The 26,114-nt window shown below is 57.3% G+C and carries 23 protein-coding genes; 8 read left to right on the top strand and 15 right to left on the bottom strand.

Annotated elements, in window-relative coordinates:
- Position 1: 1 nt before the first annotated feature.
- From TH3_RS05075 to TH3_RS05050, 6 genes are all read right to left on the bottom strand, one after another.
- The gene (locus TH3_RS05075) at positions 2–1,369 is read right to left on the bottom strand and encodes an IS1182 family transposase (RefSeq protein WP_040059618.1); all 1,368 of its coding nucleotides are present in this window, start codon (positions 1,367–1,369) and stop codon (positions 2–4) included.
- A 95-nt stretch (positions 1,370–1,464) separates the two neighbouring features.
- On the bottom strand, positions 1,465–2,100 hold the full coding sequence (locus tag TH3_RS05070) for a class I SAM-dependent methyltransferase (protein ID WP_007092527.1): 636 nt from the start codon (positions 2,098–2,100) through the stop codon (positions 1,465–1,467).
- A 150-nt stretch (positions 2,101–2,250) separates the two neighbouring features.
- Entirely contained in the window at positions 2,251–3,138 is an 888-nt protein-coding gene (yghX, locus tag TH3_RS05065; protein ID WP_007092526.1) for a YghX family hydrolase, read from the bottom strand.
- A 224-nt stretch (positions 3,139–3,362) separates the two neighbouring features.
- Positions 3,363–5,792 carry a TonB-dependent siderophore receptor gene (locus TH3_RS05060; RefSeq protein ID WP_007092525.1) on the bottom strand — a complete coding sequence of 810 codons (2,430 nt, stop codon included), beginning with the start codon at positions 5,790–5,792 and terminating at the stop codon, positions 3,363–3,365.
- A gap of 159 nt (positions 5,793–5,951) precedes the next feature.
- Positions 5,952–6,995: a FecR family protein gene (locus TH3_RS05055; protein WP_007092524.1), complete on the bottom strand. Its 1,044-nt coding sequence runs from the start codon at positions 6,993–6,995 to the stop codon at positions 5,952–5,954.
- Between the two features lie 135 nt (positions 6,996–7,130).
- A complete protein-coding gene (locus TH3_RS05050; protein WP_007092523.1) occupies positions 7,131–7,643 on the bottom strand; it encodes a sigma-70 family RNA polymerase sigma factor in 513 nt (170 codons plus the stop codon).
- Positions 7,644–7,818: 175 nt separating this feature from the next.
- Between TH3_RS05050 and TH3_RS05045 the strand changes: the two genes are divergently transcribed.
- The 6 genes from TH3_RS05045 (at position 7,819) to TH3_RS05020 (ending at position 15,778) form a co-directional block, all read left to right on the top strand.
- Entirely contained in the window at positions 7,819–8,217 is a 399-nt protein-coding gene (locus tag TH3_RS05045) for a c-type cytochrome (protein WP_007092522.1), read from the top strand.
- Between the two features lie 192 nt (positions 8,218–8,409).
- Entirely contained in the window at positions 8,410–9,480 is a 1,071-nt protein-coding gene (locus TH3_RS23415; protein WP_267958670.1) for a hypothetical protein, read from the top strand.
- Positions 9,480–11,762, top strand: a complete 2,283-nt coding sequence (locus TH3_RS22280) for an autotransporter outer membrane beta-barrel domain-containing protein (RefSeq protein ID WP_083676755.1) — start codon at positions 9,480–9,482, stop codon at positions 11,760–11,762. Before TH3_RS23415 ends, TH3_RS22280 begins: the two co-directional genes overlap by 1 nt.
- A gap of 214 nt (positions 11,763–11,976) precedes the next feature.
- Complete coding sequence (locus TH3_RS05030) at positions 11,977–13,641, top strand: methyl-accepting chemotaxis protein (protein ID WP_007092461.1); 1,665 nt, start codon at positions 11,977–11,979, stop codon at positions 13,639–13,641.
- A gap of 300 nt (positions 13,642–13,941) precedes the next feature.
- A complete protein-coding gene (locus tag TH3_RS05025; protein ID WP_007092460.1) occupies positions 13,942–14,760 on the top strand; it encodes an alpha/beta fold hydrolase in 819 nt (272 codons plus the stop codon).
- 214 nt (positions 14,761–14,974) lie between these two features.
- On the top strand, positions 14,975–15,778 hold the full coding sequence (locus tag TH3_RS05020) for a substrate-binding periplasmic protein (RefSeq protein ID WP_007092459.1): 804 nt from the start codon (positions 14,975–14,977) through the stop codon (positions 15,776–15,778).
- Positions 15,779–15,841: 63 nt separating this feature from the next.
- Here the strand turns inward: TH3_RS05020 and TH3_RS05015 are convergent, their stop codons facing one another.
- The gene (locus TH3_RS05015) at positions 15,842–16,783 is read right to left on the bottom strand and encodes an arylamine N-acetyltransferase family protein (protein WP_007092458.1); all 942 of its coding nucleotides are present in this window, start codon (positions 16,781–16,783) and stop codon (positions 15,842–15,844) included.
- A gap of 342 nt (positions 16,784–17,125) precedes the next feature.
- Between TH3_RS05015 and TH3_RS05010 the strand changes: the two genes are divergently transcribed.
- Positions 17,126–17,980, top strand: coding sequence for a D-amino-acid transaminase (locus tag TH3_RS05010; protein ID WP_007092457.1), 855 nt, complete (start codon positions 17,126–17,128; stop codon positions 17,978–17,980).
- Between the two features lie 115 nt (positions 17,981–18,095).
- Here the strand turns inward: TH3_RS05010 and TH3_RS05005 are convergent, their stop codons facing one another.
- Genes TH3_RS05005 through TH3_RS04990 form a run of 4 tightly spaced genes read right to left on the bottom strand, consistent with a single transcriptional unit; the run spans position 18,096 to position 22,889 of the window.
- A complete protein-coding gene (locus tag TH3_RS05005; RefSeq protein WP_007092456.1) occupies positions 18,096–19,547 on the bottom strand; it encodes an ABC transporter ATP-binding protein in 1,452 nt (483 codons plus the stop codon).
- Positions 19,547–20,392 (bottom strand): ABC transporter permease, encoded by an 846-nt coding sequence (locus TH3_RS05000; protein ID WP_007092455.1) that lies wholly within the window; start codon positions 20,390–20,392, stop codon positions 19,547–19,549. The genes TH3_RS05005 and TH3_RS05000 overlap by 1 nt, the downstream gene beginning before the upstream one ends.
- The gene (locus TH3_RS04995; protein WP_007092454.1) at positions 20,389–21,327 is read right to left on the bottom strand and encodes an ABC transporter permease; all 939 of its coding nucleotides are present in this window, start codon (positions 21,325–21,327) and stop codon (positions 20,389–20,391) included. The genes TH3_RS05000 and TH3_RS04995 overlap by 4 nt, the downstream gene beginning before the upstream one ends.
- Positions 21,324–22,889: an ABC transporter substrate-binding protein gene (locus tag TH3_RS04990; protein ID WP_215905854.1), complete on the bottom strand. Its 1,566-nt coding sequence runs from the start codon at positions 22,887–22,889 to the stop codon at positions 21,324–21,326. Before TH3_RS04990 ends, TH3_RS04995 begins: the two co-directional genes overlap by 4 nt.
- 224 nt (positions 22,890–23,113) lie before the next feature.
- Here TH3_RS04990 and TH3_RS04985 point away from each other — a divergent pair, with 224 nt between their 5' ends.
- Positions 23,114–23,986: a DMT family transporter gene (locus tag TH3_RS04985; RefSeq protein WP_007092452.1), complete on the top strand. Its 873-nt coding sequence runs from the start codon at positions 23,114–23,116 to the stop codon at positions 23,984–23,986.
- An 84-nt stretch (positions 23,987–24,070) separates the two neighbouring features.
- Here the strand turns inward: TH3_RS04985 and TH3_RS04980 are convergent, their stop codons facing one another.
- From TH3_RS04980 to TH3_RS04965, 4 genes are all read right to left on the bottom strand, one after another.
- Positions 24,071–24,268, bottom strand: a complete 198-nt coding sequence (locus tag TH3_RS04980) for a hypothetical protein (RefSeq protein ID WP_233421844.1) — start codon at positions 24,266–24,268, stop codon at positions 24,071–24,073.
- Complete coding sequence (locus TH3_RS04975; RefSeq protein ID WP_139328322.1) at positions 24,265–24,624, bottom strand: hypothetical protein; 360 nt, start codon at positions 24,622–24,624, stop codon at positions 24,265–24,267. Before TH3_RS04975 ends, TH3_RS04980 begins: the two co-directional genes overlap by 4 nt.
- The gene (locus TH3_RS04970) at positions 24,614–25,066 is read right to left on the bottom strand and encodes a Panacea domain-containing protein (protein WP_007092320.1); all 453 of its coding nucleotides are present in this window, start codon (positions 25,064–25,066) and stop codon (positions 24,614–24,616) included. Before TH3_RS04970 ends, TH3_RS04975 begins: the two co-directional genes overlap by 11 nt.
- A gap of 100 nt (positions 25,067–25,166) precedes the next feature.
- Positions 25,167–26,051: a TIGR01459 family HAD-type hydrolase gene (locus TH3_RS04965; protein ID WP_007092319.1), complete on the bottom strand. Its 885-nt coding sequence runs from the start codon at positions 26,049–26,051 to the stop codon at positions 25,167–25,169.
- Between the last annotated feature and the right edge of the window lie 63 nt (positions 26,052–26,114).

The raw sequence follows: 26,114 nt of genomic DNA, 5'->3' as shown, positions 1-26,114 counted from the left end.
ATTATCCCTCGGCGATTGGCCCCTTGGGGCCCAAAGCCAGGGCTATTTTCTTGATGTTTTGGGCGGCGGCGGCCAGCAGACATTGGCATTTGACATTGATCAGTCCCCGGAACCTTGCATATCGATGACCGTGAAGCTGTTTGGCATCTGCAAAAGAGCGTTCGACCGTCTCTTTTCGGCGCTTGTAAACCCGCTTGCCCCACTCTGTCAGACGATAGGCGTCAGCCCGGTCTCTGGCGTCTTGCCAGACATGGCGCGTGACAGTTTTTCGGTGGTGGGCATTGGCGGTACAGGAAGCCAGCACAGGACAGGTGCGGCATTTTTCCGGGTCGCTGTGATAATGGCGGTATCCATTTCGGTCGGTTGTCGCATAAGACAGAAGCTGACCTTCGGGGCAGCGATAAGCATCACGTTCAGGGTCATAAACGTATTTGCGTTTGGGGATGTAGCCTTCCCGAAGGTTCGGGCGGCGATAGCCCGTCACGCCAAGGATGTCACGATCTTCAAGGCCTTTGGCAATCGCGGCGGTCGCATAGCCCGCATCCAGTCCGACGGCGATAACATCAAGGTCAAAACGCTGCCTTTGTCGGTCAAGACGGTCGAGATAGGGAATGCTGTCATGCAGATTGGCCGGGGTGGCGTAACTGTCGGTAATGATCCCAAGCTTGCCATCGACCGTGCGGTGATCGAGATAGAAAAAGCCCTTGGGCTTGCCGTCGCGCACCATATATCCGCTGTCGGGATCGGTTCGGCTGATCTTGGTTTCTTTCTCAACCGGCTGGCGTTCCTTGGCTTTGAGCGGCTTTTTCGCATGAGCCGCCCGGTCTTCCTCAATCGCCAGATCCAGATCATCCCAATAGGCCGCGCGCGATTTGGCAACCACTTCGCGGTCCCATTTGTTCTTGTTGGCATCGGCCTTCAAATGCGTGCTGTCGGTATAGAGAACCTTACCATCCACCAGCCCGTGCCTGATCGCCTGCTCGACGATCTCGTCAAAAATATCCTGCGCAACACTGGCATCATGATATCGACGCCGCCGGTTCTGCGACAGGGTCGAGGCATCAAAGACCTTGTCGGTCAGCTTGAGTTGCAAAAACCAGCGATAGGCGACATTGACCTCAATCTCGCGCACAAGCTGGCGCTCCGAGCGCACGCCAAACAGATAGCCAATGAACAGCGCCTTAAACATCATCACCGGATCAAGGGCGGGACGGCCATTGTTCGCGCAGTACAAATCGGCCACGCGCGCATGGATAAAACTGAAATCGATCACGGCATCGATCTTACGAAGCAAATGATCGCTGGGGACCAAACTGTCGAGTGTCACCATCTCAAGTTCGGTTTGATGTGGGCTGGGTTTCTTAAGCATTCCCCATTGAATCAAAAGTCCCCGCCAATGGCGAGGACTTTGTCAGCAGTCTGGGGCGGGGTCAATTGGCCCCGCCCTTTCCATGTCGCCAGAAATCAACCACGCTGTAAAAACAGCACGATATCCTTCACTTCCGCTTTCTCCCCCTCCGGCCCGGTAACGTTGCGCACCGCGTACCCGGCCTTGTGCAAAATCCACTCATCGGGTCTAAGATCAAGCCCGTCGAGCTCTTCCTGAAGGGTCGGGAACTGATGTTCGCCATTTCCCTTCCGCCACGGCGGGGCCGATGCGTGCGCGATACACAGGAAATATCCGCCCGGCACCAGCTTTGCCATTGCACGCCGAAGAATATCGGCCCGCGCAAGCGCGACCGGTGACTGAAAATAGGATGCGGTGACAAGGTCATATTCCCCGTCCGGTATTTCGCGTTCCAGATCGCAGGCGACAAACAGAACCCGGCCAGAAAAATCACTCCCCACCAAGCGTTTCTGCGCCCGCTCTATCGCGGTTTGCGAAATATCCGCCCCCGTCACATCCCACCCCCGCCCGGCCAGCCAAAGCGCATCATCCCCGTGCGAACAGCCGATATCCAATACCCGCCCCGGCGTCAGGTCGGCCACATACCGCACCAGCAACTCCCCCGGATTGCCGGAATAATCGGTCTTTTTTGTCCGGTAATGATCTTCCCAGAATTCAACCGGGTTTTCCGCCCTTTCGGTCGCGTTCTGCATCGGAAATGCTCCTTCATCACAAACCACATCGAATCACGTAACTTATGATGTATCGTAAAAGCAGTCCCCGTCAAGCACAGATCGAAAACAAAACAGCCCGGCGGAATATTGGCCGCCGGGCTGCTGCGAATGTGCGGGCTGCACCGCAGCCTAGCTCAGATGTTTATTAAACCACGCAATCGTGCGATCCCATGCAAGCTTCGCCTGTTCCTCGTCATAGCGAGGTGTTGAATCATTATGGAACCCGTGATTGGCGCCGGGATAGATATAGGCCTCATAGACCTTGTTATGTTCCTTTAATGCCGCCTCATAAGCAGGCCATCCTTCATTGATCCGCTCGTCCAGTTCGCCGTAATGCAACAGCAACGGCGCCTGAATGCGCGGCACATCGGCCACGTCCGCCTGACGTCCATAGAACGGCACCGCCGCCCCCAGTTCGGGATAAGCCACCGCCGCCGCATTCGAAACACCCCCGCCATAACAAAAACCGGTAATACCGATCTTGCCAGTGGTCGCCTCATGCGCGGTCAGGAATTCGATGGCGGCAAAGAAATCATTCATCAATTTGGTCGGGTCGACCTGGCGCTGCAATTCCCGGCCCTTGTCATCATTGCCGGGATATCCGCCAACCGATGTCAAACCATCCGGGGCAAGGGCAATGAAGCCCGCCTTGGCCACCCGGCGCGCGACATCCTCGATATAGGGATTAAGCCCGCGATTTTCGTGCACCACCACCACACCGGGCAGCTTGCCGGTCGCGTTCGCCGGTTTGACGAAATAGCCGCGCACCTCGCCATGGCCGTTGGGCGACGGATACATGATATATTCCGCGACAATATCGGGATCGGTAAACTCGACCTGTGTGGCAAGCGCATAATCCGGGCTAAGCGACGCCAGAACCGACATCGCCGTGACCCCGCCGACGGTATATTTCGCAGCCCGGTCAAGAAATTCGCGCCGCGAAATGATCCCGTGCGCATAAAAATCATAAAGCTCAAGCAATTGCGGCGAGAAATCTTTGGCCGTCAAACGGTTCATCACAGGCTCCCTTCGGTATTAACCGGGGCGGAAATCATGAGATTGGTGGCAGGAATGCGAAAAGTTTTCGGCAATCCGCATCGGCAGGCAAATCACAAATCCGCTATCGGTGAACCAGTTCACCTCCTCCCTCCTCCCGGCGCGAAAATGCGCAAACCAAAAACGGCCGCCCCGATGGGACGACCGTCTTTTGCAAACCGGCGGATGCTTCAAAGCACCTTGGCCTACCAGCTATATTTCAACGTCGCCAGAACCGTGCGGCCATCGCCATAGAATGACGAAAATCCATTGTTCGATGCTACGTATTCCCGGTCAAACAGGTTGTTCGCATTGACCGCAAGACTGACACTGTCGGTTACCTGATAATTGATCATTGCATCAGCCACCGCATAGGAACTCATTGAATACTGGTTGGCGGAATCCCCGTAAGTCTGACCGACATAGCGCACCCCACCACCAAGTGTGAGATCACCAAACATCCCATGCTCAGGAATGGTATAGTCCATCCACAAAGAAGCGGCATGTTCCGGCACATGATCGGGGCGGTTTCCTTCATTCCCCGAAGTTCCATCTTCAGTAATTTCCGCATCCAGATAGGTATAGGCTAGCGTGACGTTCATCCGGTCCGTAAGGCTCATCTTGCCTTCAACTTCAACACCGCGGGAATTAACCTCGCCAATCTGCTCCTGCAGCAGACCCCCATTCGATTTGACCAGATTGGTTTGTGTCAGGTCGAACAACGCAACGGTAAACAGGGCATCAAATTCACTGGGCTGATATTTGACGCCTACTTCATACTGCGTGCCTTCCTGTGGCTTAAGGTCACCCTCAACCCCGGCTGCATTGCTATACACCGGCTGGAAGGATTCCGAATAATTTCCATAGACAGAAACTTCTTCCGTCACCTTGTAGGTCAGTCCCGCACGTGAGGTGAATGCATGCATGTCATGCTCCTCGCTCGTGCCGAAATAGTTCTCAAGATCGGACTGGACATAATCGTAACGACCACCAAGGGTCACAATCCAGTCCCGATCAATCGTCAGCTGTTCCTGCGCATAGGCGGCATAGCTGCGCTGTTTGATCTCGTGATCGGTCCACGGGCTGAGCGTGATACAGCCAACACCGCAATAGGCCGGATTATTGAAATCAACCGGCGGCGCCGAGCCAGACAGGGCCGTCTCCTGCGTATCAGCATAACTGTATTCAAGACCAGCCAACGTCTTGCTATCAAGATAGGCGTTAAATGCCGTGTCATATTCAAGCTGGTTGTCGATTAGAAAACTGTTCGTTTCCCCTTCAAGCGACCACGCTGAACGATTACTCGCCGGATTGGAAGAACTGACATAAACCTGTTGCTGATCAAGTGTCAGATGCGTAAAGCGGGCATTCTGACGGAACTGCAACTGGTCGCTCAATTGGTGCGATATCTGATATCCAAGGTCATATTGCTCGGTATCGAATTCATCGAAATCCGGCTCGCCAAGGAACGTATCGGGATCGACATCAACACCGGGAGGAAAAGCATGTCCGACATTGCTGTCGCGTTTGCTGTAACTGGTCAGGATCGTCAGTTCGGTTCCGGCTTTCGGCTTATAAGTGAAAGCTGGCGCGATATAGGTACGATCATCCTGTGAATAATCCCTTCCCGCCCGATCAGCATCCTGCCAAAGTCCGGTCAGGCGATAGGTCCAGTTGCTATCTTCCGCAACCGGCCCTGTCACATCTCCCCCGACTGTCAGGTGGCTTTGCCCAAACGTGGTGAAAACCTCGCCACCAGCTTCGTCCTGCGGTCGCTTGCTGATCATGTTGACCAAACCGCCAGGCGCATTCATGCCAAACAGACTGGATGTCGAACCTTTCAAGACATCAATCTGTTGCATGCCATAAGGTTCAGAACGACTTGCGGTCCAGTTGTAGCTGCGCCGCGCCAGACCATCGGTAAAACTCCCATACCCACCTGCCGGATAAAAACCACGAATACGGAAATAATCATATCGAACATCTGCACCGTATTCTGCAACATTAACCCCTGATGTATAGGCTAGGGCCTGTTGTAAATCCTGCACATTGCGCGTTTCCAGTTCCTTCTGCGTCACAACGGAAACAGCCGCGGAATCATCCAGAATCGGCGTATCGGTTTTCGATGCGGTGCGCGACCGGCTGGCAACAACGCTGTCGCGTGTCGGGCCCATCGGGCCATAGGCCGCCTCTGCATTGCCCTCCACCCGGATCGGGTCAAGAACCTCGCCTTCGGCCGCCCCACCGGTTACGATCTGCTCGACCACCACCGTGCCGTCATCGGAAATATTGTAACTCAGGCCACTTCCGGCAAACAGCCGGTCCAGCGCCTGCTGCGATGTCATGCTGCCGCTGACCGCAGGCGCATCAATCCCGCGCACAAGCGCCCCATCCACCGTAATCTGAAGCCCCGACTGCTGCCCGAACTGCGTCAGCGCACTGGTCATCGACTGCGCCGGGATATCAAACGCATGTGACGCGCCAAGGACCCCCGCCCCGCTTTGCGCCACCTGTTGCTGTGCCATCGCCGGTGCCGCAATCAATACCGGCACCAATGCGCTTGTCACCAAAAGCGCGCCTGCGAAAACCGTCTGTCTGCTGCGGCTCCGCATGCCCGCCTTACCCCCTGTGGTCATTCCGTCATCTCCGTTCTGCGTCATATCCATGATCGCAAATGAGAATAAAAACGCTTCTCATTTGCGCTTAAAACACAAAACGCGCCTGAGGGGATTTTTTTCAAAAAAACTTCGGGAAATTTTTCAGATTTTTGTCAAACGGGCTGTTTCAGGCCGTTCTCAGGATGCCGACACCAGCAAAATCCACGGTGTCACCTGCCGCACCACGGCATTTTGCGCCCGCGCAATCCCGCGAAGGGCTGCCAGCGGATCGGCAAGGTTATAAACCCCCGTCACCGTCCGGGTCGCCAGCGCATCATCGGTGATGATGATCCGGCCCGGATAATAACGCCGCAACCCGTCAATCACGGTGCCCAACGGCTGATCCTGTGCAATCAACTGGTTCTGTCGCCAGCTCGCGATCTGCCCGGCCGGAAGGCTGCCACGCGCCACCGCCCCCTGCCATGTCACACTGGCACTTTGTCCGGCTTCAAGCATTTCATGAACCGGCGGGTTAATCGCATCAAATCCGACCCGCACCAATCCATGTTCGACCGCAACCAGCGTACCGGCATCATTGCGCCGCACATCAAACCCGGTGCCCAGCACCGTGACATCGACATCCTCCGACGATACCCGGAATGGCCGCTCGGGGTCGGGCGTCACGTCAAAAAACGCTTCACCGCCCAAAAGCGCGATATGGCGCTCCCCCGCCTCAAACCGCACCCGGATCGCACTTTCCGGTGCCATCGTCACCGTGCTGGCATCGGCAAGGGTGATGGTCCGCATTTCGGCGGTGTCGGTCACATAATCGGCCTGCCAGCCGGTCACGGCACGGCTAACGATCCCCGGCCCGACCACGGCGGCAAAAAGCGATGCGGCAATTGCAAGCCCGCCACCAAGCAGCATCTTTCGCCGTCCGAACGTTGGGCGGACAATATTGTCTTTACGCGATGATGATGAAACAGATGATCCTTCACCGCCCGCCCGCATCTCATGCACAAATGGCTGCCATCGGTCGGCATGTTCGGGCAGACCTGCCGCCATCACATCGGCTGCCAGGCGGGTTGCATTCCATGCCTGCATATGGGCCGGGTCGGCATCACACCATGCCGCGAATGCACGCAGAATATCCTGATCGTCCGGCTCTTCCTGCAACAGGATCAGCCAGTCGGTCGCCTCCCGTGAGGCCTGCGGCGGGATCGCATCTGTGTTCGCTGCCATTCTCGTCTCTATCCCCGGTCGGTCTCGCAAATTGCGGGTGCGGACCGGCCTGCCCCGAAAAAAACCAAAGCCAAAATCCCTGCAACTACTAAACGCATTTGCGGAACTTTTTTCTATAAATATTGTGAACCCGGCTCATGCCTGATCCAGCCGCTGCTTGCAATGCTCGATCCCGTCCGCCACCAGCTTGTGCGCCAGCGGCACGGATATGCCAAGGAAGGCGGCAATTTCCTTAAGCTTTGCGCCACCAAACCGATGCATCTCGCATGCAATGCGGGTGCGTTCGGGCAATTCATCCATCGCCGCCATCACAATCGCATATTCATCCTTGTAAAGGGCGACGGTTTCCGGGTCCGGGGCAACATCGGGAGATGTCCGGGCGGCTTCGTCATAATCCCCCGCCGATGTCAGGCGGCTTTCACGCACCAGCCTGCGTTTGCTATCGAGCGCCAGGTTGCGCACGATCCGGTAAAGATACCCCGTCGCATCCTCGATCAGCCGCCCGTCCGATGCCGCGTCAAACCGCAACCACGCTTCCTGCACCAGATCCTCGGCCTGCACGCGATTGCCCGTGATGCTGCTGGCATAATTCACCAGCGCCGGACGGTGCGACATGAAAAGAACAAGGGCATTGGGGTTCGCGGACAAAGCCGTATCTTCCTTCTGGACCGGCACAAACAATGGCGTATCGGAAACCGGAAACGTCACTAGCAGATATTAAGACTGATTATCAATATCTTTCGCAATCTTCCCCGCCACATTCGAAAACGTTCCTTTACCAAATGGCGCTATACTCCGCGCAAGCAAGAAAGGGGAAACCGCCATGAAAACCAGAATCCGCAAAAGCAGCCTCGTCGTCCTGATCACCGGGGCCGCCGCCGCCACTTTCCTGATCGTCAGCAACCAGCTGGCCCATCGCGGCGAGGAACAGGGCGATATCGCGCGCGGCAAATCGATTGCAGAACAGACCTGCCTGCGCTGCCATATGGAATTTGCCGGTGATCCCTATCCCGACCCCGAAATCACCACCGCCCCACCGCTCGCAAGCTTCGGCCAGCGCTGGCCGATTGAAAACCTCGAAGAAGCCTTGGCCGAAGGCATCACCGTGTCGCACGATCAACTGACCATGCCGGAATTCACCTTCACGCCGGAAACCATCGCCGATCTTCTGGCCTATATGGATGATCTCTCCCAACGGGCCGATGCCAGACCGGCAAACTGATCCCGAATGATCCGGCCCGGCGGATGGTCTTTTTATCTTTTAAAAACCTGCCAAATATCCACTTTGCGCAACCCCTTATCCAGATTGCGCAGAATAAAGCCTAAGGCCCCAGATAGCGGGTTGTCCCCTTGGCAAAAGTCGCCCAAAGGATTGAGAAATCATCATTTCTCATGACCGAAGGCGTGCTGTCATATGGATCCGCATCAACCATCCCGGCGGGCACGTCAATTCTCCTGCTGGCGTGGTATCTTTGCGCATGCCCGGTACGGCCTTGTCCCCCTGATCCTGTCATGCACCGCACCAGCAGGATCGGCACAGGCCGCAACGTTCAATGTGACCAACACCGCCGATAGCGGTGCCGGTTCCCTGCGTCAGGCGATTTTTGATGCCAATGCTGCGGGCGGCACCAACACCATTGATGTCCAAAATGGCCTTGGCACCATCACGCTGACCAGCGGCGACCTGAACGCGCTTAACAGCAACATCACGCTGAACGGGAATGGCAATACACTCAGTGGCAATAACGCCTTTCGCGGCCTGTTTGTGTATTCCGGCACCGTGGCAATCAACGACCTGACCATCGAGAATGCGGTTGCATCTGGCGGCGATGCCGGCCAGGCCGCAGGCGGCGGTGCCGGGCTTGGCGGGGCCCTGTTCGTCAAGGATGGCGCCAATGTCACCATCAGCAACCTTGTCGCGCAAAACAACGCCGCAACCGGCGGTGATGGCGGTGCACAAACCGCAAGTGGGGTCACCGGCGGGGGCGGCGGCATGGGGGGTCGATGGCGGCACGGTTGTCAGTGGCGACTAACGGCGGCGGCGGCGGCCTTGGCAGCGGGGCAACCGGTGGATCAAATAGTGGCAATGGCGGTGACGGGATCGCCCAGGGCGAAGGTGCCGGTGGGGATGGCACCGATTCTGGCGGCGGGGGTGGTACGGGCGGCAACAATGGCGGCGGCGGGGGTTCCGGCGACCAATCGGTCGGCGGCGGCGGTGTCAACGGCATTGATGGCACGTTCACCGACGACCCCGATGGCGGCTTTGGCGGCGGCGGCGGCAAAGCCGGCAATGGCGGTTTTGGCGGCGGGGGTGGCGCATTCCGGGGCGATGGCGGTTTTGGCGGCGGCGGCGGTGGTGGCGGCCTTGGCAGCGTCGCCAATGTCGGTCAGGGCGGATTTGGCGCGGGCAACGGTGTCTCAAGCGGTACCATCTCTCAGGCGGCCGGGGGTGGTGGCCTTGGTGCCGGGGGTGCCATCTTTGTGATGGATGGCGCAACCCTGACCATCGCCGGAACCCTGACCGTCAATAACAACACTGTCACCGGCGGAAACGGCGGAACCGGTGCGGCGGGCACCGCCGAGGACGGCTCTGCCTTTGGCGATGGTGTTTTCCTGCAAGGCAGCGGCACCCTGACCTTCAATCCTGATACCGGCGATACACAAACCCTTGCCAATACCATCACCGATCAGGCCGGATCGGGCGGCACCGGAAGCTGGGCACTGACCAAAAACGGCGCAGGCACCCTGACACTCAGTGCCGCCAACAGCTATTCCGGCGCAACAAACCTTTCGGCGGGCACATTATCCCTGTCCGGATCGGGAACACTCGGAAATGCCGCAGGCGCACTTAACCTGACCGGTGGAACGCTTGATCTCGGCACGACGACACAGACCCGCACCGGCACCATCACACTCAATGGCGCAACCGTATCAAACGGCACATTGTCATCATCGGGCACCTTCGATACCCAATCAGGCACCATCAGTGCCGTTCTGGCCGGGACCGGCGCGCTGACCAAAACCGGCACCGGCACCGTCACACTCAGCGGCGCCAACACCTATTCCGGCACCACGACCGTTTCTGCGGGCCGCCTTGCGGTCAATGGATCAATTGCCTCTGCCGTCACGGTCGCGAACGGTGCCACCCTTGGCGGCACGGGAACCGTCGGGGCAACCACCATTTCATCGGGCGGCATTCATGCGCCGGGCAATTCCATCGGCACACAAACCGTCAATGGTGCCTATCTCCTCAATGCCGGTTCCATCCTCGAGATCGAGGTGGACGATGCCGGAAATTCCGACAAGGTCATTGTCAATGGCACGGTCGATATCACCGGCTCGACCCTGCGGGTCAAAGGCGTATCGGGGAACAATTTCACCGGTCAAACCACCTATAGTTACGTGATCATCGAAAATGACGGCGTTGATGCGGTTACCGGCGATTTCGCAACCATTGACAATCAGCTCGCCTTTTATGACGCCGCCCGTTCCACCGTCGGCGGCACCGGCAATGATGTCTCCCTGACACTGACCCGCAACGCCAGTGGCTTTACCGACATTGCCACAACCCCCAATCAAAAAGCCGTCGCTGGCCAGGTTGGCAACCTTTCGGGCACGGACGGCACCACCATCAGCAACGCCATTCTTGGCCTGACGAATGCCGGGGCACAGCACGCCTATCAACAGCTCTCGGGCGATATCTTTGCCGCTGCCCCCACCATGAATGCCCGCATCACCCATCAGGCCACCGGCCAGATCGGCGCACGCCTTGCCGATCTGAACCGCAGCCGCACCATTGCCCAAACCACCAGCGGGTCCCTTGTCGCCGCCAGCACCCTGTCCCCCGCCGAACTTACCGGCTTTGCCCGTTCCGGTCCGATGGCAAGTGACGCAAACATGCTGTCGCTGGGCACTGAAAATGCGCCACAGTCCGCCTCCGCCATCTGGCTTCAGGCCATCGGCGCAACCGGCCGGATCGATGGTGATGGCAATGCCGACACCACCGATTACCAATGGACCGGCATGGTTGGCGGCTTTGACACACAGCTTTCCGACACCACCATTCTGGGGGTCTATTTCGGTTATGCCGACGCCAGGAACCGTCAGGCTGGCCGGGACGCCACCCTCGATAGTCGCAATTTCATGGCCGGGCTTTATGGCACACGTGACCTTGGGGATGATTTGCGGCTTTCCGGGCAGGCCGGATGGACCCGAACGGCAAATGACAGCCGCCGTAACCTTGTTTTTGGCGGCATTGATCGTACCGCCACGGCGGATTACACCGACAACGCGCTCAATGCCAATCTTGAACTGGCAAGGGGATTTGACGTTGCCCATAACTGGCGGGTTGCGCCCTATGGCGCGCTGGGCATGCTGTGGAACAATCATGACGGCTTTACCGAAACCGGGGCCGGATCGGCCAATCTGTCACGCGCATCTGACAGCACCCTGACCGGCACCGCAAGCCTTGGGCTAAGGATGGCGGGCATGTTTGAAACCGGCAATGGCAAAACCCTGATCCCGCAATTCCGGCTTGGCTGGGACCATCACCTTGGCCCGACAGCCAACAGCACCACATTGGCCTTTACCGGCACATCCTCCTTCACGGTCGCAGGCAGCGAAACCGACCGCGATACACTGGTCGGCAATCTCGGCATGACCCTTGCCGATGACGACGGCTGGAGCTTCTATGCCGATTATCAGCCCTCGATCTCCAAAAGCCGCCGCGAACATGCCCTCGGTGCCGGGTTCAGGATGAAATTCTGATCTCTCAAAAACCTGTTGTCCTTTGGGCCATCCCATACGCGCCGCATCCTTCTTTGCGGCGCGTTTTTTTTCGCCCTCACCCAAAGGTGAATAACATCACACAGTGATAAACCAAACCTACCAAAGTATTGTTTCACTATCCATATGGATGTAAATACTATACTAAAAGGGTGTGCGCAATGAATTCGGACCTCGAAACCTATGGTGAGTTAAAATGTCGTTTTTGGGTAAAATCAAGATATCCCACAAAGTATTTGGCGGGTTCGGGATCATTCTCGTGCTTTTGGGGGTCTTGGCGATTATTTCCGTCTTCTCCCTTTATCGCGCAGAAAATAACTTCGCGAAATATCACGAGCTGGCGGAAATATCGAACCAGTCATCCTACGTGCTTGCCAATATTCAGGATGCGCGTATCAGCATTGCGACCTATCAAACCAATTCGTCAAGCGCGCTAAGAGAGCAAGCCGTCGGCAAGCTGTCGACCGCACTTGACATGAACAAGAAGCTTATCGCCATCCTTGACAGTCAAAGCAAAATCGCGGCTGCCCGTCAGGCAGAGCAGGACTTTCAGGCTTTCCTTGCATCTTTGAATAAATTCAGCGCAAGCAATGATGCATCCGAGCGCCAGGAAATCATCGAAAGTGAGCTTGACGTGATTGGTGCCCGAATTGCAACGGCAATCGAAGAGATCCGGATTGCCAGCAAGCAGGAACAGAATGCACTTGCGGACCAGACGATCAACGACATCGAGTTCGAGATCGTGGTTACCGAAATAATTGCCGTTGTCGCTGTTATTGTCGGTATGGTTGCCGCTTGGTTCATCGGGGCCGGAATATCCCGCCCGATTGTGGCGATCACGACGACAATGCGCAAACTTGCCGATGGCGATAAAACCATCCTGATCCCCGGCCAGAATCATGAGGACGAAATTGGCGACATGGCCAAAGCCGTTCTGGTGTTTCAGGAAAACATGATCAAGGCCGACGAACTTGCCGCCCAAGAGGCCGAGGCCCAGAAACAGCAGGCAGCGCGAACCAGACTGATCGAAAAACTGACCAACGATTTCGACAGCGACGTGTCGACAGTCCTGAAAACCGTGGCATCTGCCGCGACCGAAATGCAGGCAACTGCAACATCCATGACCGCAACTGCCGAGGAAACCAGCCGCCAGTCCACGGTTGTCGCCGCCGCGGCCGAACAGGCATCAAACAATGTACAGACGGTGGCCAGCGCCTCCGAGGAACTGAGCGCCTCGATTTCTGAAATCAGCCATCAGGTAAGCCAGTCCGCACAGGTCGCCAGCAAAGCCGTTGCCGAAGCCCAAAGCACCAACGCCCAGGTCCGCGGCCTTGCCGAAGCAGCCCAGAAAATCGGCGATGTTGTCGGCCTGATCAGCGATATCGCAGCCCAGACCAATCTTCTGGCCCTTAACGCCACGATCGAGGCCGCCCGCGCGGGCGAGGCCGGAAAAGGGTTTGCCGTGGTCGCCGCAGAGGTCAAAAACCTCGCCAATGCAACGTCAAAGGCGACGGACGAAATCACCAGCCAGATCACAATGATCCAGTCCGAAACCGAGGAAGCGGTGATTGCCATCGGTTCCATCAGCACGACAATTGCCGAAATCAGCGAAATTTCGGCCACCATCGCAAGCGCCGTTGAACAACAGGGTGCCGCCACCCAGGAAATCAACCGCAATGTTCAGGAAGCATCTGACGGAACCACCGAGGTAACCTCAAACATTCACGGCGTCAACGAAGCCGCAGCCTCAACCGGTGCGGCGGCCGAACAGGTGCTTGCCGCATCGGGGGACCTGTCCGAACAGGCCGAAACCCTGCGCCAGAAAGTCGAGACGTTCTTGAACGCCGTGAAAGCGGCCTGACGTAAAGACAGGCAACGATATAAAACACGCGCAAACTGCAACAGGCCCGGACAAACTCTCCGGGCCTGTTTGCTTTTGCCGACCTTTTGATCCCCCTGCAATTTCAATCCCCAAACTTTGGGATTTGCGGCCTCGAACCCGCCCCGCCCGCTCACGGGCCATAACACCGACCTCACGCTTATGTGATTGCACGTGATTTAATCGCACACGATTTAATATTGCGCGATCATAAATTCACAGCTACAAGCATTTCATCGAAACAACGTTTGGCCGGTCATCGGCGAAACCGGGAAAAGGAAGATGAAAATGCTGAATGTGAAAAACCTGCTCAAGGCGACCGCTTTTGCTTTTGGCCTGATGGCCGCTCAATCTCCGGCCTTTGCCGCCGACACTGCTGCGACCGCCGCCGCCAACACCAAACCGACCATCCTTCTGGTCCATGGTGCCTTTGCCGCCTCTGACAGCTGGGACGGTGTCGCACCGATCCTGCAGGACGAAGGATATCGCGTGATCAGCGTTGCCAACCCGCTGCGCAGTGTTTCGGGCGATGCCGCCTATACCCGCTCGCTTATCGACAGCATTCCGGGTGAGGTGGTTCTGGTTGGTCATTCCTACGGCGGGCCGGTCATCAGCAACGCCGCAACCGGTGCAGCCAATGTGAAATCGCTGGTCTATGTCGCCTCTTTCGCCCCGGAAAAGGGTGAAACCATTGCCGAACTGGCCGGAAAATTCCCCGGCGGCACATTGGGCGAAGCCCTGGCAGCCCCGGTTCCGCTCGGCAACGGTGTGAATGATCTTTATATCGATCCGGCGAAATTCCACGCGCAATTTGCCGCCGACGTGCCCGCTGAAAAGGCCCGCCTGATGGCGATTGCCCAACGCCCGGTCACCGACTTTGCATTGAACGAGCCGTCTGGCGATACCGCATGGAAAGACCTGCCGTCCTACCACATCTATGGCACGGCCGATAAAAACATCCCGCCGGCGGCAATGGAATTCATGGCGCAACGCGCCAATTCACAGGAAACCGTCGTGATTGATGGTGCCTCCCACGTCGTCATGGTTTCCCACCCCAAAGCTGTTGCCGACCTGATCTTGAAGGCCGCCAACACCAACTGATCTTCAACCCCTGCCTCCCTCAACATCTGCCCGACTTCACGCGCCGCATCCCCCATGCGGCGCGTTTTTTTTATGCCCGATACCTCAAAGCCAAACCTGCATCCCCCTGCAAAGTTCTTCTGCCCTACCCATATACAATGAAACACACGGTTGAATTGCGACCGCCACAGAACACCGCAACCAATCGCCCCGGGGCATCGGGAAAAGGACGCGGATGACATTTTTTCGCAAAATCGGGCTCGCAGCCGCCCTTTTGCTGCTCGCCCAGACAAACGCTCAGACGCACGCCAACGCGCATGAACTGCCATCGGCACACGCAACCGAAACGCTGGTCATCGTCACCAACGATTACCCGCCCTATGCGCACGCCGACGCGGATGGAAGCTTCCTGCCCGATCTGTTTGATGCCATCGGCCATGAAATGAATGTCACGTTCGAATTTCATTTCAAACCTTGGAAACGCGGCGAACAGGATGTTGAAAATCTCGAAGCATGGGGCACGCTGCCCTATCGCCGCACCGAAGAACGCGCGCGAAAATTCAATTTCTCTGATGCGCTCTATATCGAAGATTCCCCGTTTTTTGCCTATAACGCAAAGGGTCGCAAACCGGCCATTCACTATGAAGAACTCTCTGATCTCAAACCCTACCGCCTTGGCGGGATACAGGGATATTATTATCAGCCATGGTTTGAGGAAGCCGGGCTTTCCGTCGAATATGCCCTGACCGAAGAACAGAATTTCAAAATGCTTCACATCGGCCGGATTGACCTGTTCTCCACCGCGCGCTCCGTTGGCTGGTACACCATCCGAAACCTTTTCCCGCCAAAAGAAGTCGAAAAATTCTATACGATTGAAAAACCGCTGCTTGAAGGATCGGGGCTTTTCCTGATGACCTCAAAGGATTACCCGAACGGCAATGAATTGCTCGAACGCTTCAACACGGCCCTCGCCACCGTCAAACAGAACGGCACGTTTGAAAGCCTGATGAACCGGCATGAATTGACGGTCAATTATTGACCCCGCATGCAAAAGGGCCGCAGCATCAACGCCACGGCCCTTTATTATCTGAATTTCGCGGTCTTACCCCTGCCTGCGCACGGCCTCGGCACTGGCAACCACATCTTCAAGGTAGGTCCGCCACGACGGATCAACGCTGATGCCGAAAATATCGGTCAATGTCTGCTCGACATCGCCGACCGACAGGTGATGCACCTCTTCCTCGCCCGTCCGCAACCGGATGGTCAGGCGATTATTCAGCAGCGTGAACCTTGCATGCGGCGCACTGCGCGCCACCATCAGAACCTTGGCAAAGCCGCTTTCGGGATGGGTGCTGGCATAAAAGTTCATCACCTCGTAATCGATATCCTCGACCGGGATGATATCGACCTCATGCACCGGCTTCCACACCCCGTCGCGTTCAAGCTCCGTCAGGTAACGGCCATTGCGCTCCCGCACCCGGAAGGTATCATGCGGGGTCACCTGCGGCACCGAAACGCCCAGCAAAAGCGGCGCGGTCGGCACACATCCGCCCAGCCCGACATCAACCAGCCACGCCTCGCCATCCAGTGTGACCCGCATCGCCATATGGCAACGCGGCCGCGGGCCGTCACTCTCGGAATAGCCCCACAATACCCGCCCGGCAAGGCTTTCGACCTCGAAACCAAGGCTGCGCAACACACGCCGGAACAGGCCATTCTGCTCAAAGCAATATCCACCGCGCCCGTCAAAAATGATCTTGCGGTCCACATCATCGGGGTTAAGGCTCACGCCCTTGCGGCACAGCACATTGATCGCCTCGAACGGGATATGCGCGGGATGGAGCGCATGCAGATCGCGCAAAACCTCAAGTGTTGCCTCGCGCGGGCCGTCATAGCCGATCCGGGCAAAATAGGCATCCAGATCGACCTGCGGCTCCGGCAGGTTAAAGGGCTTCGCCCAGCTGGCGTCAATCGCGTTCTGCACGCTGGAATGGATCGTGGCATCATCGAATTTGGCGGCATTCGTCGGCAGATGCGTATTCATCGGGGGCTCCGTGTCTTGTCCGTTCGGGGCGGTATGGGGCGGTATATCGAAGAACCTCTATCTCAGGAGCAGGACCATAGGACCTCAAGTTAAGTTCAGGTCAAACACTAATTTCAAAAAATTATCATCGAATGTTCTGCGGCCCTGCACGCCAATAAACGCATATATGTGCAACATTGCGGCATCCCAAAGGCCACAAAGGCAATTTTCCACCTTTTATACGCAACAACCAAAGCGTGGCGCGACAAACCCGCCTGCTCTGTGCTATCGAAATGGTATATGATGTAACGCTCGCGAATGCCCGCACCATTCCGACGGCTCCCGAACAGACAGGAAGATGACATGCGTACTGTTTATGTGAACGGCGATTATCTGCCGGAAAATGAAGCCAAGATTTCGATCTTTGACCGTTCCTTCCTGTTTGCCGATGGCGTGTATGAAGTCACCTCGGTACTTGATGGCAAGCTGATCGATTTTAACGGTCACATGACCCGTCTGGCCCGCTCGCTCTCGGAACTGGGCTTCACCTACAAGGCCGATATCGACGAACTGCTTGAAATCCATCGCGAACTGGTCAAACGCAACGACATCACCGAGGGGCTGGTTTACCTGCAAATCTCGCGCGGATCGGCCGGTGATCGTGATTTCGCGATCAAGGATGACACCCCGGCCACGGTTGTTCTGTTCACCCAATCCAAATCCCTGATCAAATCGCCGCTGGCCGAACGCGGCCAGAAAATCCTGACCTACCCGGATGTCCGCTGGCGCCGGTCCGACATCAAAACCGTACAGCTTCTTTATGCGTCGCTTCTGAAAACCGAAGCCGCCGCCAAGGGGGCTGATGATGCGTGGATGGTGCTCGATGGTTACGTCACCGAAGGCTCGTCAAACAACGCCTATATCGTGACCCAGGATAACGTCATCGTCACCCGGCAGCTTTCCAACGACATCCTGCACGGCATCACGCGTAAGGCCGTCCTGAAATGTGCCGAGGAATTGCAGCTCAAGGTCGAAGAACGCCTGTTCACCGTCGATGAAGTCTATGCCGCCAAGGAAGCCTTCTCAACCTCGGCCTCGGCCTTTGTCTGCCCGGTCGCCGAAGTCGATGGCAAAAAAATCGGCGACGGCACCCCGGGCCCGATCGCCAAGCGGCTGCGCGAAATCTATATCGAAGCCAACCGCGCCACCGCGATCTGACCCCTCAGCATCTCGCGTCCCAAACGCAAAACGCCGCCTTCACCGGGCGGCGTTTTTTTGTCTGAAATAATCGGGGCCTCGCGACCGGACCAGCGGTCATAAGCCAAAGAAGCCGTTACGCCGCTTTGGCCTGTGTGGTCGCGGTCCGCGCATTGTCAATTCGGATGATCCGGTCGGCAATGCGTTCGGCCAATACCTCGTCATGCGTCACCAGCAGCAACGCAAGATCGCGTTCGCGAACCTGTGCCACCAGAAGGTCGATCACCCGTTTCTGACTGACCGGGTCAAGCCGCGATGTCGCCTCGTCGGCAAACAGCATCACCGGATCCAGAAGAAGCGACCGCGCAATCGCAAAACGTTGCAATTCCCCACCCGAAATCGCCGAGGGCGGCCTTGCCAGAAGCCCGCGATCAAGGCCAAGGCTTTCCATCATCGCGGTCTGGCGTGCCATGTCGATCCCGTGTAACCGCCGAAGGTCGTCAAATCCCTGACCAAGCGTCTGATGGGCAATAAAGGCCGATGGCGGGTCCTGATAGATTTTCTGGTATCGCATCGCCGGAAGATTTCCCGGTCGCGCCACCGCCCCCTCCTGAAACGGCATCAATCCCAGCAAAATATTGCCAAGCGTGCTTTTGCCGCTGCCGCTTGGCCCCAGGACCACGGTGATCTCGCCCCGGTTAAGCGTGATATCAAGCCCGGAAAAAAGCTGCCTTTCGCCAAATGACTTGCCGATACCGCGCCCGGTGACCACCGCTTTATCACCCGATGACGTCGCATCGTTACGGGGATGCGGATGGTCGCGCACCGGCCAGTTGCGTGGCAAGCTCGCCACCAGATGCCGGGTATAGGGATCGGACGGCGCAGACAAAATATCCGCCGCCGCCCCGGCCTCAAGCAACCGGCCACGCCGCATCACGCCGACCGTCCCGCCAACCTGTTCGGCCAGTTCAAGATCATGGGTGATCACCATCATCGCCCGGCCAAGTGCAACCTCGAAGCACAACAATTCGCCCACTACCTTGCACAATGCCCGGTCAAGGCCCTTGGTCGGCTCGTCGGCCAGCATCACCGGACTGCCGCCCGCATGGGCCATGGCAATCGAAACGCGCTGCGCCATGCCGCCCGACAATTCAAACGGATAGGCATTTCCCGCATGGGCAAGCCCCACCGCCGAAAGTTCACCATCCGCCTTCTGCCCGGCTTCCCGCGCCGGAATGCCATGCAGGGCGGTGTAAACTTCCGCCACCTGCCCCTGCACCCGCATGGTGGGGTCAAGCGCAAGCCACGGCTCCTGTGGCAAAAGGGCAATCTTGCGCCCCCATAAGGCACGTCTGGCATCGGCTGTCTGTGTCAGAAGATCCACCCCGTCAAACAGGATTTTCCCCTCGCACACCAGACTGTCAGGCAGGCTGCCCATCACCGCATGCATGATCAGGCTTTTGCCCGATCCGGTCTCCCCGATCAGGCAAACCGGCCTGTTCGGGCCAAAAGCCAGCGACACATCATCAACCAGAACCGTGCCACCCTGTGTGCGCACCGTCAGATTTTCGATACGGATATCATGCATCAGCTTTTCCTTCCGGCCAGAAGCTGCAACGCCAGAACCAGCAGGAAAATCGCCGCTGCCGGCATCATGATCTGCAACGGGGCCTCGCTGTAATAGGGCATCAGTTCAACAATCATCGCGCCAAGTTCGGGTGTTGGCGGGCGCAGGCCGACATGGATCGCACTTAGCGTACTGACCGCAATGATCGCCGATCCGGTGGCAAAGGCAAAAAGCGTGATCATCGGCCCGGCCAGCGCCGGGAAAATGATCCGTGTCACGATGTAAAACCGCCCGAACCCCAAAAGCCGTGTGGCTTCAACACTGGGCGATGTCATGACACGCGCCGTTTCAATGCGCGCCACCCGGAAAAACTCGACCCAAAGATAAAGCGCCAGGCCAAGATAAAGCGGCCCGAACTGCCCCGGCGCAAACGCCAGCAACAGCAGAACCAGCAACAATCCCGGCAGGGCCAGAACAATATCCGAAAGCGCGACAAGCCCGCGTTCGATTAATCCCCCGCGTGCAGCCGCCAGAATGCCCAGCAAAATCCCCGGCACCGCCGCCGTCAATGCCGTCACAAAGGCCATGACAAACGAAAGCTGCGCACCGAATGCAAGACGTGCGAGCATCGAACGACCGAAATGATCGGTCCCCAAGATATGCGCCGCATCGCCCGGCGAAATCAGAACCGCCTCGTAATCCTGTGCCAGCGGATCAGTATCAATCAGCATCGGCCCGATAAACGCAAACGCCAGAAGCGGCACAATGATCGCCACCCCCGCCATGCGTGCGGTTGTCCAGAATCCGCCAGCCTGCTGTTCGGCAAGACCAGCCGGAAGATGAGCAAGTGAACCGGTTTTCATCATGCTGCCCTCCGCAAACGCGGATCAAGCCGCAGACACATAAGATCGACCACACTGTTCAGCAGCACGAACAATCCCCCCATGGCAAGGGCCGTGCCCTGCACCATCGGCACATCGCGCGCGATGATCGCATGGACAAGCGCATGACCGATCCCCGGAAAGGCAAAGATCGATTCAACCACAACCACCCCTTCGACCAGATACACCATCTGCAAACCCAGATAGGTGACAACCGGCAGGGAGGCATTGCGGACCCCGTGGCGCATCACCACCGCCCGGTCAGACAATCCCTTGTACCGGGCATGAATGAAATAGGGGGCGGATGCCACCCCCATCATGGCATCGCGCATCACACGCGACGACATCGCCGCAAGACCAAGTGCGAGTGTAACCGACGGCAGAACAAGGTTCTCCCAGCCACCAAACCCTGCGGTCGGCAGCCAGCGCAACGTCACCCCGAACACCATCATGAACAGGATCGCCAGAACAAAGGGCGGCACGGCACGCAAACCAACCGCGACAAGCAGCATCACCCGGTCATAGACCGATCCGGGAAAGAGCCCGGCAATCGCCCCGGCCACCGGCCCGATGACAAGCGACAGCACAAAGGCCGTCACCGCCAGCCAAAGGGTATAGCCAAGCTGCAAACCGATCTCGTGGATCACCGGCGCCCCGGTCACCAGCGAATGGCCCAGATCAAACCGGACCAGATCGCCCATCCATGACAGGAACCGGACAAGGATCGGCTGATCCAGACCAAGTTCGGCCCGGACCATATCCGAAATCGCGTTATCCATCATGTCCGGGCCATACCGGCCTGCGGCAATCCTTAATGCCGGATCACCCGGCAGGAAATACATCAACGCAAAACTCAGCGTGCCGACGATCAGAATAACCGCCACAAGCTGCATCAGGCGGGTCGCAATCAATCCCTTCATTGCGCCCACCGCAGATCGGCAAGGTAATAATTCTGCTCATACGGATCGATGCGGACATTTTCCAACCGCGCACTCGATGCCATGGCAAGCTCGCTCCAGACCAGCGGAATGGTCGGCAATTCGGCTTGCAGGATATCGGCAAGCTTCTTTTGCATCTGCGCGCGCGCATCCCCGTCCGTCGTCTTGCGCAAATCGGCAATCAGGTCTTCGGCCTCGGCATTGTGCCAGTTCATCGCCCCCCAATCAGCCCCGCCGGGACCATAATCTTCCATCACTGTCGCCAGCGGATCGGGCACCATCGAAAAACTGCGTGTCACAAGGGCTGCCTCAAGCGTGCCATCGGCATGACCGGCCGGAATTTCGGTATAGCTGCCCACCGAAATCTCAAGCCCGATACCAACATCGCGCAACTGCGACTGCAATGCCGTGGCTATCAGCGGCAAATCCGGCCAGCTTGCATAGGTCCGCACGGTCACATCAAACCGTTTGCCATCCTTTTCAAGGATGCCGTCCGAACCGGCGACCCAGCCCGCATCCGCCAGCAATTCGCGCGCCTTTTGCGGATCGAAATCAAGAACCGGCATATTCGCATCGTACCAGTCGCGAATTTCGGGCGGGAACATCTGGCTTGCCGCCAGAGCGGTATTGCGCATCACAACCCCGGCAATCGCCTTTCGATTGATCGCAAGGCTCAGCGCCTGCCGCTCCACCGTTTCGTCAAAGAACGGCTGTGCCAGATTCAATTTCAAAAGCCGGGTCCGCGGGACGGTCGCCACCGTCACATTGACGTCCGGATTACCCTTAAGCTGTGTGACCGCAACCGGCAACAGCGACAGAACCAGATCGGCATCACCACTTTGCGCCATCATCGCGCGTGTTTCACCGCGGCTGACCGCAAGATAGCTGACCTTCTCAATCTGGGCGCGGCCGTTCCACCATTTGTCAAACGCCGAAAGCTCGATCCGAAGCGGCGGCACAACCGCATCAACCCGGTATGCGCCGGTGCCGATAATCGTCTGGACTTCCCCGGCATCGTCAAACGATCCGGGTGCAAGGATGATGGTGCTGTAATGCGCCAGAAACGCTGGCAACATCGCAAACGGCTCGGACAGCGTGATCACGATGTCATTGCCCGATGCGGAAATGCCGGTAATCGGTGCCTGGCGCAACACACCCGGGCGCTCGAACGCGCGGTTAAGATCAGCGGTCACAATTTCGGCCGTCAACGGCGTGCCATCATGGAATGTCACATCATCGCGCAGGCTGATTTCCCACCGCAACCCGTCATCGCTTGCCCGGCTGTCCTTGGCCAGCATCGGCACGATCTGGCTTTCGCGATTGACCGTAAACAGCGTTTCGGCGGCCTGCATGCGGCTGAAAAGATAGCCCGACTTGGCCGGATCAAGCCCGGAAATCTCAAGCGGGCTTGCAATATCAAGCACATCGTCATTCGCCCCGGCCATCGCCACACCGGCAATCCCTCCGGTGGTTTCAACCGCCCCGGCAACCGCCAGAATACCGGCAAGGGTATAAAAACGGGCAAGCAGTGCTCGCGTCATCATCTTCTCCATGAAACAAATTTGTTATGATATAACATAACACTTAAAATCTGTTCCAAGGCAGAAAGTCAACCGTTTTTGCGAACGTCTCGCAAAATTCATCCCTCTTCCCGAAATCCCGACCGGGCGTTTTCTTTGCTGGCCTCAATCGGCACTTTGCCCTAAAGCTCGGAAAACAGATGGTGATTGCGATAACCCACCATCACACAGGGAAAGCGCCACGAACCATGAATGCACAACAGCCCCAGCACAACCTGACCGGCATCATTCTGATGTGTGCCGGTGTCGCCCTGCTGTGTGTCAATGATGCCCTGGCCAAGGGATTGATGGATCATTATTCACCAATCCAGATCATCTTTCTGCGCAATTCGATTGCCCTGCCCTTTGCCGCCCTGCTGGCGATAAAAATGGTCGGGCTTGGCGGCCTGCGGTCCAATCGCATCGGCGTGCATTTCATGCGCACCGTCATCTGGATCGCCGCAACCATCATGTTCTTTACCAGTATCCATCTGATGGGACTGGCGGAGGCCACCGCCCTTGCCTTTGTCGCCCCGCTTTTCATCACCGCGATTTCATCGGTGCTGATTGCGCGGGTCGGCTGGCGGCGCTGGGTGGCCGTGATGGTCGGTTTTTTGGGTGTTCTGGTGATCGTGCGCCCCGGTGCGGCAACCTTTGAGCCCGTCTCGCTCTTGCCGGTGGCGACCGCCTTTGCCTATGCGCTTCTGATGCTAAGTGCGCGGCTTCTTGATCCCCGCGAAAGCATGTGGACGCTTCTGTTTTACCTCAGCTTCACCAGCACCCTGCTCAGTGCCTGTGCTGTCTGGTATTTCTGGACCCCGATCCGGGCAGAGGATATCGGGCTTTTCATCGCCATCGCCTTTGTCGGGACCAGCGGCATGACCCTGATCACCCAGGCCTTCCGGGTTGCCGACGCCCCAACCGTCGCCCCGTTTGATTACACCGCCCTCGTCTGGGCCACCGGGCTTGGCTGGTTTTTCTGGGGCGAAACGCCCGATCTTCTGACCTTTGTCGGTGCCGCCATCATCACCGGAAGCGGCATCTTCATCATCTTCCGCGAAAAGCGCGTGGCAGAGAGCTGACCGTCCCCCGAACCCAAAGCCTTCATGCCCGCAAAGCCCGCCCCCGCGAAAGCGGGGGCGGGCTGAAAACAGGATCAAAGCAGATCAGTAATTGGCTTTAAAAGGCGGCTCTCGACCGTCCCTTGCGGCAAGCTCGGCAATATTGCGCAACAGATTACGCTTGCTTTGAGTGCGCCGACGACCGGAATTTGGTTGCACGTCACCCTTGCCAGACAGGCCCAATTCGGCCCGTTTCTGTCTAATGCGTGCTGCCAATTCTTCAATCGTGATGTCGCGCATCATTTCTTCAAATAATGGTTCATTGTAGAAGATAGCAAGGCACCGCCCCCACCACTCAGCAATGCACCTTTTATGAAACCAACCTGATCCTCGGTCAACCACTGCCAAGATTTGGGGCCAATATAATACCACGTAAGAGACAACAAAGAAGCAAACACAATTGCAAAAAGAGCCCAAATCGCAATGACCGAGGCACAATAAATGTGGTGCCTCAGTCGATCTGCACGACCTAGTTCATTTTCTTCATTTTTCTTTTTTGCACTCTCAAGATTGCCGTCTTGAATCAATGCCTGCTCTTCTTTCGCAGCCTCATCTTCAGGCACAGGAGCAGAGATTCCCGGAACTTTCTTATTTGTCACCACTAGCTAACTCTTCATAATGAGCTCGAATGATAGGATTCGGAATTTCGTCATCAGAAGAGTTCCATATCTGGTGCCACGGCGAACCAGATTTATGGGTAATTGTTGAGAGCTGTGGGCCAGTATAATCACCATACTGTTCAAAAACTTGACGGATAAGGTCAACTTCTTCCGCAGAGAATTCAGGCTCGTCAACTGGCTGTTCGAGGGTGCTGGTCACCGGACTTGCCCGGTAATGCTTCATCGCATGGTAAAGAGACGGAATAACCGGCCCGTATTGCCAAGCCTCAACATCATCGCTGATAAGCTCCTGCCCATGCAGACCAAGCATCCAACCATGACAAAGGTACACAAGCTTGAGCACCTGCATAGGTGTCAACTGTTTGCCTGAGCTCCTTGCGAGCTCCAAAAGCTGATTTGCGACCGCACTCGATGAATGCATAACTTCCCTCTCAGAACTGCCCTAAAAAGACAGACTATGTATTATTTACCATATTGATCGCGGATGTTAATGTCAACAAAATAAAGAACAAAATAAGAACTCACCAACAAAAATCCCCAACCGCATAGGTAATGCTGCGCCCGGTCGCGTTCAGCAGCGCGTCAAGCCTGCCCTTCTCGGGCAATGTCCCGCGCGGCGCGCCAAGTTCCTCGGCATGGATGCCACCGGTCACCAGCGCCACATCAAGCCCGGCATTGTTTGACCCGGCCACATCGGTCGAAAGGCTGTCGCCCACCACCAGAAGCTTCGCATCCGGCCCCTTGTCAAACAGTTGCAGGCAGAAATCATAGGCACTCGCCAGCGGCTTGCCTTCCCAGCGGACATTGCCGCCCAGCACCTCGTAACGTGCGGCAATCGCACCGGCACAGATGATGCGATCCCCGCCGCGGATCACTTCGCGGTCCGGGTTCGGGCACAGCATCGGCAAATCCCGCGCCTTGGCGGCATGCAGCAGATCCTCATAAACCGACACCGCGTCATAATCGTCATTCGGCCCGGTCACCAGAAGCCAGTCGGCATCGGCGACATCCTTGACGATCTCGATATCCTGCCCTTCAAACATCGACATGTCGCGCACCGGGCCGACACTCATCACGCGGCGCCCCAGCTTGGCGTACCACGGGTCGGTCCGTGCGAGAAGCTGGCTATAGGCGATCTCGCCCGATGCGACCGCCGGGCCATAAAGGTCGCGCGCGATACCCATATCTTCCATGCGTGCCACCACGACGCTTGACCGGCGCGGCGCGTTCGACAGAAGGGCGACCGGCACACCGGCCTTTTTAAGCGCCTCCATCGCCGGGATGGAGCTTGGATACGGTGTGACCCCGTCATGCACCACGCCCCAAAGATCAAGGATCACCGCATCATACTGTTCGATCACTTCCGACAGGCCGTTGATCATCTGATAGCTGTTGCCAACCGTCATTCACCCATTCCACTTCATGTTAAAATCGTCGTCATCGCACATGCGGCAAGATGGATTCCCGTG

The organism is Thalassospira xiamenensis M-5 = DSM 17429, assembly GCF_000300235.2.
GTDB lineage: Bacteria > Pseudomonadota > Alphaproteobacteria > Rhodospirillales > Thalassospiraceae > Thalassospira > Thalassospira xiamenensis.
This window is presented reverse-complemented; position numbering and strand designations above follow the sequence as displayed.